The organism is Aeromonas sp. s6, assembly GCF_040907815.1.
In the GTDB taxonomy this organism is placed as follows: domain Bacteria; phylum Pseudomonadota; class Gammaproteobacteria; order Enterobacterales; family Aeromonadaceae; genus Aeromonas; species Aeromonas caviae.
In genome coordinates this window covers 1-7221 of record NZ_JBFOCN010000006.1, presented here as the reverse complement: position 1 = coordinate 7221, position 7221 = coordinate 1, and the positions used below count along the sequence as shown (strand labels likewise).

The 7221-nt window shown below is 61.0% G+C and carries 7 protein-coding genes and 2 pseudogenes; 1 reads left to right on the top strand and 8 read right to left on the bottom strand.

Going from position 1 to position 7221, the window contains the following annotated elements; translation table 11 throughout:
• The 5 genes and pseudogenes from AB5Y50_RS00330 to AB5Y50_RS00310 all read right to left on the bottom strand — a co-directional run.
• Positions 1-156: pseudogene (locus AB5Y50_RS00330) on the bottom strand (IS4 family transposase); the annotation flags it as partial.
• Between the two features lie 112 nt (positions 157-268).
• Complete coding sequence (locus AB5Y50_RS00325; RefSeq protein ID WP_043156313.1) at positions 269-961, bottom strand: ABC transporter permease; 693 nt, start codon at positions 959-961, stop codon at positions 269-271.
• Between the two features lie 3 nt (positions 962-964).
• Complete coding sequence (locus AB5Y50_RS00320; RefSeq protein WP_010674269.1) at positions 965-1705, bottom strand: ABC transporter permease; 741 nt, start codon at positions 1703-1705, stop codon at positions 965-967.
• Between the two features lie 105 nt (positions 1706-1810).
• A complete protein-coding gene (locus tag AB5Y50_RS00315) occupies positions 1811-2584 on the bottom strand; it encodes an ABC transporter substrate-binding protein (RefSeq protein ID WP_010674268.1) in 774 nt (257 codons plus the stop codon).
• 65 nt (positions 2585-2649) lie between these two features.
• Complete coding sequence (locus AB5Y50_RS00310) at positions 2650-3420, bottom strand: ABC transporter ATP-binding protein (RefSeq protein ID WP_010674267.1); 771 nt, start codon at positions 3418-3420, stop codon at positions 2650-2652.
• Positions 3421-3952: 532 nt separating this feature from the next.
• Between AB5Y50_RS00310 and AB5Y50_RS00305 the strand changes: the two genes are divergently transcribed.
• A complete protein-coding gene (locus tag AB5Y50_RS00305; RefSeq protein WP_041215456.1) occupies positions 3953-4855 on the top strand; it encodes a lysine exporter LysO family protein in 903 nt (300 codons plus the stop codon).
• Between the two features lie 82 nt (positions 4856-4937).
• On the opposite strand, the gene iadA is transcribed toward AB5Y50_RS00305, so the two are convergent.
• The 3 genes and pseudogenes from iadA to AB5Y50_RS00290 all read right to left on the bottom strand — a co-directional run.
• Positions 4938-6068 carry a beta-aspartyl-peptidase gene (gene iadA / locus AB5Y50_RS00300; RefSeq protein ID WP_103859279.1) on the bottom strand — a complete coding sequence of 377 codons (1131 nt, stop codon included), beginning with the start codon at positions 6066-6068 and terminating at the stop codon, positions 4938-4940.
• A gap of 58 nt (positions 6069-6126) precedes the next feature.
• Positions 6127-6888 carry an ABC transporter substrate-binding protein gene (locus AB5Y50_RS00295; RefSeq protein WP_103261973.1) on the bottom strand — a complete coding sequence of 254 codons (762 nt, stop codon included), beginning with the start codon at positions 6886-6888 and terminating at the stop codon, positions 6127-6129.
• A gap of 225 nt (positions 6889-7113) precedes the next feature.
• Positions 7114-7221, bottom strand: a pseudogene (locus AB5Y50_RS00290) (IS200/IS605 family transposase); the annotation flags it as partial.

Sequence of the window (7221 nt, the reverse complement as noted above, 5' to 3'; positions counted from 1 at the left end):
AGAAGGTAAGCGGCGTCGGCGGATAGTGGCCTTTTCAGACAAGGCGGCAGCGGCAGTAATCCATTCGTCGGGAATATGGTCGGCAAAAATGGCCAGCCGAGCCAGCATGTCGCCAGATGCCTCAACAACATCGTTCAGATCGTTTGCAATAGACATAAAAAATCCGGAACCAGTGATTGGTTCCGGATTGTCCTACAGCAGAAGGATCGGTCAATGGATCCTTAACTGATCAGCATTGCGCAGTTGCGGGCTTTTTCTCTGCTGGCAGTCAGACGCTGCGCGGGCGCAGGTGGGCATGCCAGCGGGCTTCCCACTTCTTGAACAACCAGACGATGACGAAGGTGAGCAGCATGTAGAGCAGACCTGCGGTCAGGAACGCCTCGAACGGGCTGTAGTAGCGGGAGTTGATGATCCGCGCGGCCCCCGTCAGATCGACGATGGTGATGATGCCCGCCACCGCCGACCCCTGCAGCATGAAGATCACCTCGTTGCTGTAGGCCGGCAGCGCACGGCGAAACGAGTTGGGCAGGATGATGCGGGTGAGGGTCTGCCAGCGGGTCATGCCGAAGGCGCTTGCCGCTTCTATCTGCCCCTTTGGCATGTTCATCACGGCGCCACGCACTATCTCGGCGGTGTAGGCGCCGGTGTTGAGAGTGAACGCCAGCAGGGCACAGAACCAGGCTTCCGAGAAGAGGGTCCAGGCCGCACTGTTCTTGAGCCACTCCCACTGGGCGGCACCGTAGTAGATGATGAAGAGCTGCACCAGGAGCGGGGTGCCGCGAAAGAAGTAGATATAGGCCCAGATTGGCCCCTTGATCAACCAGTTGCGGCTGTTGCGCAGTATGCCCATGGGCACCGCCAGCATGAGCCCCAGCATGAGCGAGGCGGCCACCAGCCAGATGGTGGTATAGAGACCCTCCCAGTAGGTGGGCCACTCCTTGAGAATGATCGAGAAATCCATGGCTTACCTCGTCTTGATGGCGTAGTGACGCTCGGCCCACTTGAGCGCCGAGGTAGAGACTGCGGTGAAGACCAGGAAGATCAGCGCCACCGCCATGTAGAAGGTGAAAGGCTGCTGGGTCGAGCCCGCCGCGAGCGACGCCTTTCGCACCATGTCATCGAGCCCGATGATGGAGACCAGGGCCGTGGTTTTCAGCAGCACCAGCCAGTTGTTGCCAAACCCGGGCAGGGCGTGGCGCATCATCTGGGGAAAGAGGATCCGCACAAAGACCTGGCTTGCCCGCATGCCGAAGGCACGGGCCGCCTCGAGCTCCCCCTTGTCCACCGCCAGGATGGCGCCGCGGAAGGTCTCGGTCATGTAGGCGCCGAAGATGAAGCCGATGGTAGCGACCCCGGCCGCAAACGGGCTGATGTCGATGTAATCGGGCAGCAGGGAGACCCACTCCTGGTTCGGGTTGCTCGCCAGCAGGTGGTTGTTGTAGGCCTCGTTGACCCAGGTGCAGATCCCGTTGATGAGCACCTGGCCGCCGAAGAAGAGCAGCATCATCAGCACCAGATCCGGGATGCCGCGAATGACGGTGGTGTAGGCCGCCGCGATGCCGCGTGCCCACTTGTAGGGAGAGAGCTTGGCCAAGGCCCCCAGCATGCCGAGCACCAGGGCCAGCAGCAGGGAGGCAAGCGCCACCTCCAGGGTGATCCAGGCCCCCTCCAGCAGAGAGGTTTCGTATCCTTTCAAATCAAACATATGCAATGCAGCTCCATCGCAATCGGGCCCGTCACTCCCAGCGGAAGGCAACGGGCCCGATGACTACTGACGGGATCAACCTGTCGTTGTTCGCCTGACGTCGGCTTACTCGCCGTACACGTCGAAGTCGAAGTACTTGTCGTTGATTTCCTTGTACTTGCCATTGGCACGCAGGGCCAGGATGGCGGCATTGAATTTCTCTTTCAGATCCTTGTCGGCCTTGCGCACCGCGATGCCGGCACCCTCGCCAAACCACTTGGGATCGGTCAGTTTCGGGCCGATGAACTCGAAGGCATCGCCCCCTTCCTTCTTCAGCAGGCCGTCGCTGATGGCGGCGGAGTCGGCCATCACGTAGTCGACACGGCCGGATTTCAGATCGAGGTAGGCTTCATCCGCAGTGCCGTAGCGCTTGATGGTGGCGTTGGGGAAGTTGTCGGTGATGTAGGTGTCCATGGAGGTGGCACGCTGCACGGCGATGGTCTTGCCGTCCATGAAGGCCTTGTCGAGCTGGATCTCGGTCCCTTTCTTGGCGGCGAAGCGCGCCGGGATGTGCTGGTACTTCTGGGTGAAGTCCACCTTCTTCTTGCGCTCTTCGGTGATGTCCATGGTGGCGATGATGGCGTCATACTTGCGCGACAGCAGCGCCGGAATGATGCCGTCCCAGTCCTGCTTGATCAGGGTGCACTTCACCTTCATCTCTTCGCACAGGGCGTTGGCGATGTCGATGTCGAAGCCTTTCACCTCGCCGCTCGGCTCGGTCCAGGAGAAGGGGGGATAGGCCCCTTCCACCCCGATCCGGACCTCTTTCCACTCCTTGGCCATAAGGCTACCGGAACACAGGGCCGTCATCACGGCAGTCGCCAGCATCAGCTTGTTCATGTATCTCTCCTTGATAAACACGTCGATCGTTGAAAGTACGGATGGTTGAAATTGAATCCCGTCCATCAATAGATGGACGAGATGAATTGCTTGAATCGCTCCGACTTGGGATGGGCGAAGATCTCCTTGGGATTGCCCTCCTCCTCCACGCGCCCCTGGTGCAGGAACATCACCTTGTTCGACACGTCGCGGGCGAAGGACATCTCGTGGGTCACCACCATCATGGTACGCCCCTCTTCCGCCAGCTCGCGCATCAGGCCAAGGACCTCCCCCACCAGTTCAGGGTCGAGGGCCGAGGTAGGCTCGTCAAACAGCATCACCTCGGGCTCCACCGCCAGCGCCCGGGCGATGGCGGCCCGCTGCTGCTGACCGCCGGAGAGATGACCGGGATAATAGTCGCGACGCTCCCACAGCCCCACCCGGTTGAGCAGGTGCTCCGCCTTGGCGATGGCCTCGGCACGGGGCACCTTGAGCACCTGGATGGGCACTTCGATGATGTTCTGCATGATGGTCATGTGGGACCAGAGATTGAAGCTTTGAAACACCATGGCCAGTCGGCTGCGGATACGCTCCACCTGGCGCATGTCTTCCGGCAGGCGTTCGCCGGAACGGCTGGTTTTCATCCGGATCAGCTCCCCATGGAGGGAGACGCTGCCCGATGAGGGGGTTTCAAGCAGATTGATACAGCGTAGAAAGGTCGACTTCCCCGAACCCGAGGAGCCGATGAGGGAGATCACATCCCCCTTGTGGGCCGTCATATCGATGCCCTTGAGCACTTCGTGGGTGCCAAAATACTTGTGCAGATCACGAACTTCCAGTGCGGCAACGTCGCTCATCCATTACAACCTTGTCTGTCCCTAGACGCCGCTTCGGCGTGACTCCACCACCGTCCATTTAACAAAACGTTAACCGATGGCAACCTTCAGCGAAAATATCATTGAGGTAGTGAAAAAACAATACAGAACCGAGGTATTTGGTGTTTTATCTGTATTTTTATTGGCCTATTGAGTATTTTTCAGCACTTTGTCTGCATAAAATCCATTTTTTGTCGCACCTTCCCTACCGCTCTTTTATACCCGCAGCGCACTGGTAGCAAGCATATTTCACCATATCCGCCAGATGTCACCCAAAAGGACTTTATTCACCCAGGCAGATTCCCCTTCTCTCGTCATTTCATGGGGATGAAATTGATTTTTCAGGTGATGTGCCCCTCTTTCTCTGTTTGCGTGCACAGCTGACTGTCATCAAAAAACACAACAATATGATAAAAAAGTCCCGTATGGGCCATGCTGATGCACAGATCCGTGACACAGGTGCAACAAGTCGTGATAAGGTGCCGTTTTTCCACGTTTTGTGATCGAGGCCCCGATGTTGCTCAATGTGTTGCTGATCCTGCTGCCGCTCGTGATCGGCTATCTGGTTCCCCTCTCTTCCGCCCGTCTGATCAAGCTGGTCAACCAGTCCCTGGGCAAGATGGTCTACCTCATCCTGTTCCTGATGGGGCTGGGGCTGGCCTATGTGGAGAACCTGGGCAGCAACCTGGCAGTGATCTTCAAGGTGGCAGGGGTGATGCTCGCAGCCATTACCCTCTGCAACCTGCTGGCCCTGTGGTGGCTGGACAAACGCAGCCCCCCCACCCACGAGGCCAGTGACGGCAAGATGCCGAGCAAGCTGCACCTGTTGTGGGAATCCCTCCAGCTCTGTTTCGTGGTGTTGGGGGGCGTCTTGCTGGGGCTGGTGGTGGACCTGCGCGCCCTGCCCATCGACAAGTTGAGCGAGTGGGCCCTGATGCTGCTGCTCTTGCTCATCGGCATCCAGATGCGCAACTCCGGCATGCGCCTGCGCCAGATCCTGCTCAACCCCTGGGGCATGAAGATCGCGCTCACCGTCATCCTCAGCAGCTGGCTCGGCAGCCTGCTGGCCGCCCAGCTGCTCGGCATGCCCTTTGCCCATGGCCTCGCGATGAGTTCCAGTTTTGGCTGGTATTCGCTCTCCGGCATCCTGGTAGCGGACAAGCTGGGCCCGGTGCTGGGCTCCGCCGCCTTCATCAACGATCTGGGGCGCGAGCTTATCGCCATCCTCATCATCCCGGTGCTGATGCGCCGCCACCCCAGCGCCGCCATCGGCTACGGCGGCGCCACGGCGCTGGACTTCACCCTGCCAGTCATCCAGAAATCCGGCGGCATCCAGGTGGTGCCGGTGGCCATCGTCTCCGGCTTTATCCTGAGCCTGCTCGGCCCCATTCTGATCCTGGGGTTCCTGGCCATCTGAGCCCCATGGCACGACAAAGCCCGGCACTGCTGCCGGGCTTTTTGTTGATGAACTGAGCAGGCTGGATGACAGGCGCCGGTATTTAGGTGCGCCACCGGCCCCCACTCATCACCCGCTCGATGGCGAACGTATCAGGATCGATCAGCAGCAGATCCGCATCCTGCCCTACCCCTAGGGTACCCTTGCTCGCAAGCCCCAGCGCCCTGGCCGGATTGGCCGTCACTACCGCCAGTGCCGTCTCCAGTGCCACCCCCTTGCAGCAGGCCGCCACCACCTCCTGCCACAGGCTCCCTATCTGGCCACAGCGCAGCTCGATGAGCCGCCCCTCGCCGTCAAAGCGCGGCAGACTGGCGTTGGCATCCGAGCTGAAGCTGATGCGATCCACGGGCACGCCCGCCGCCAGCAACGCCACCAGGGCGTCGGCCGCGAGCCGCTCCCCGTCATCCAGCAGATCCGGGAAGCTCGACGTGGTGAGGTCGACCCAGCCGCCTGCCCGACCCCACTCGATGGCCTCGGCAAAGAGCCAGGGGTTGCGGTTGCAGTGGGTGGGGTAGAGCTGGCGTTGCGGGATGTCGGTGCCGTCCCGCAACGCCCGCAGGGGCGCCAGCCCCCCCCGGCCATCCCCCAGGTGAAAGAAGCTGACGCCACTTTTACCCGACAACAGCCCGGCCACCCGCGCCTCGCTCGCCAGCCGCGCCAGCTCGTCGTGGGTGGGGGCGCTGGACCTGTGATCGCTGATGGCCACCTCCCTCACCCCCAGCACCTCGGGGATCAGCATGATGTCCGACTCCACCGTGCCGGTGAGGGTCTTGACCGGCAGGTGGTAGGAGCCGGTGTACATGAAGGCGCTCACCCCGGCGGCGCGAAACTCGCGCACCTTCCCCAGCACCTGGGCCGGGCTGCGGGTCAGGCTGTCGGTGCCGAGGGCCGCCACGAGCGTGGTGACCCCCGCCGCCAGAGCTGCCCTTGCCGAGAGCTCCGGCGTGCGAAAGCCGAAGCCTCCCTCGCCGCCGCCTCCGGTGATATGGGCGAGCGGGTCCACCAGTCCGGGCACCAGATAGCGGCCGCCAGCGTCCACCCGCGTCAGTGGCCAGTCGGCCGGAACCGTCAGTCCCTTGCCCATCCAGGCGATGCGGCCATCCGCCACCAGCAGATCCTGCTGGCCGAGCGGGGCCGGACTATGGATCTGCGCACCCTCGATCAGGGTCAACATGGGGTCTCTCCTTGCTGCATGAAAAAGGAGGGAGCAGGCTCCCTCCGACTGTTACCCATCAACCGCCATAGATATCGTACTTGAAGTACTTCCGGTTGATCTCCTGATACTTGCCGTTGGCGCACAGGGCCTTGATGGCGTCGTTCAGCCTGGCCCTGAGATCCTGATCCCCCTCGCGCACCGCGATCCCCATGCCGTCGCCAAACCATTGACGGTCGGTCAGGGCCGGCCCCACATAGTCGAACTTGTCGCCCCCTTCCTTGCCAAGCAACCCCTGTTCGATAGCCGAGGCGTCGGCCAGCAGGGCCAGCACCCGTCCCGCCTTCAGGTCGAGGTAGGCTTCATCGGCACTGCCGTAACGCACTATGGTGACGCTGGAGCCGAAGTTGTCGGTCAGGTACTTGTCGTGGGTGGTGGCCCGCTGCACGCCGATGCGCTTGCTCGCCATCCCTTCCGGCGTCAGCGTCAGTTCGGTGCCCCTGGCCGCCACGAAGCGGTTGGGAATGTGGGCATATTTCTCGGTGAAGTCGACCTTCTTGCGCCGCTCGTCGGTGATCGACATGGCAGCGATGATGGCGTCGTACTTGCGCGACAGCAGGGCCGGGATCATGCCGTCCCAATCCTGGGCCACCAGTTCGCACCTGACGGCCATCTGCTGGCACAGGGCGTTGGCAAGATCGATGTCAAATCCCTTGATCTCTCCGGACGCATCGGTCCATGAGAAGGGTGGATAGGCCCCCTCCACGCCAAAGCGTACCGTCTTCCACTCCTTGGCGGTGACGGGGGTGGCGAGCAGACAGGCAGCAACAAGCTTGTCCATGCTCACCCAGAAGGTGTTGGGCAGATGGGTCAGCTCGAAGAAATAGCGGCGATGCTGCTGATCCGCCACGCTGCGCCACAGGGTGGTGGAGATGTTGGGCTGATCCGGGGTGCTGATCCCCATCTTAAATGCGAAAGGGGACTCCCTCCGACGTAGGTGGGAGGGGAATTTCGCCGGGGCGTCAGCCCCGCTGGTTTTGAATGTATTGCTTGATCACCTCCAACGTTCTCTGCAAACTTCTGCCGCACACTGACCGAAGGAAGCGTGATGCAGATCCCCCAATATCGGCTTTCGATACTTGGTGATAAACACCAAATGTACGTGCAAAACGTA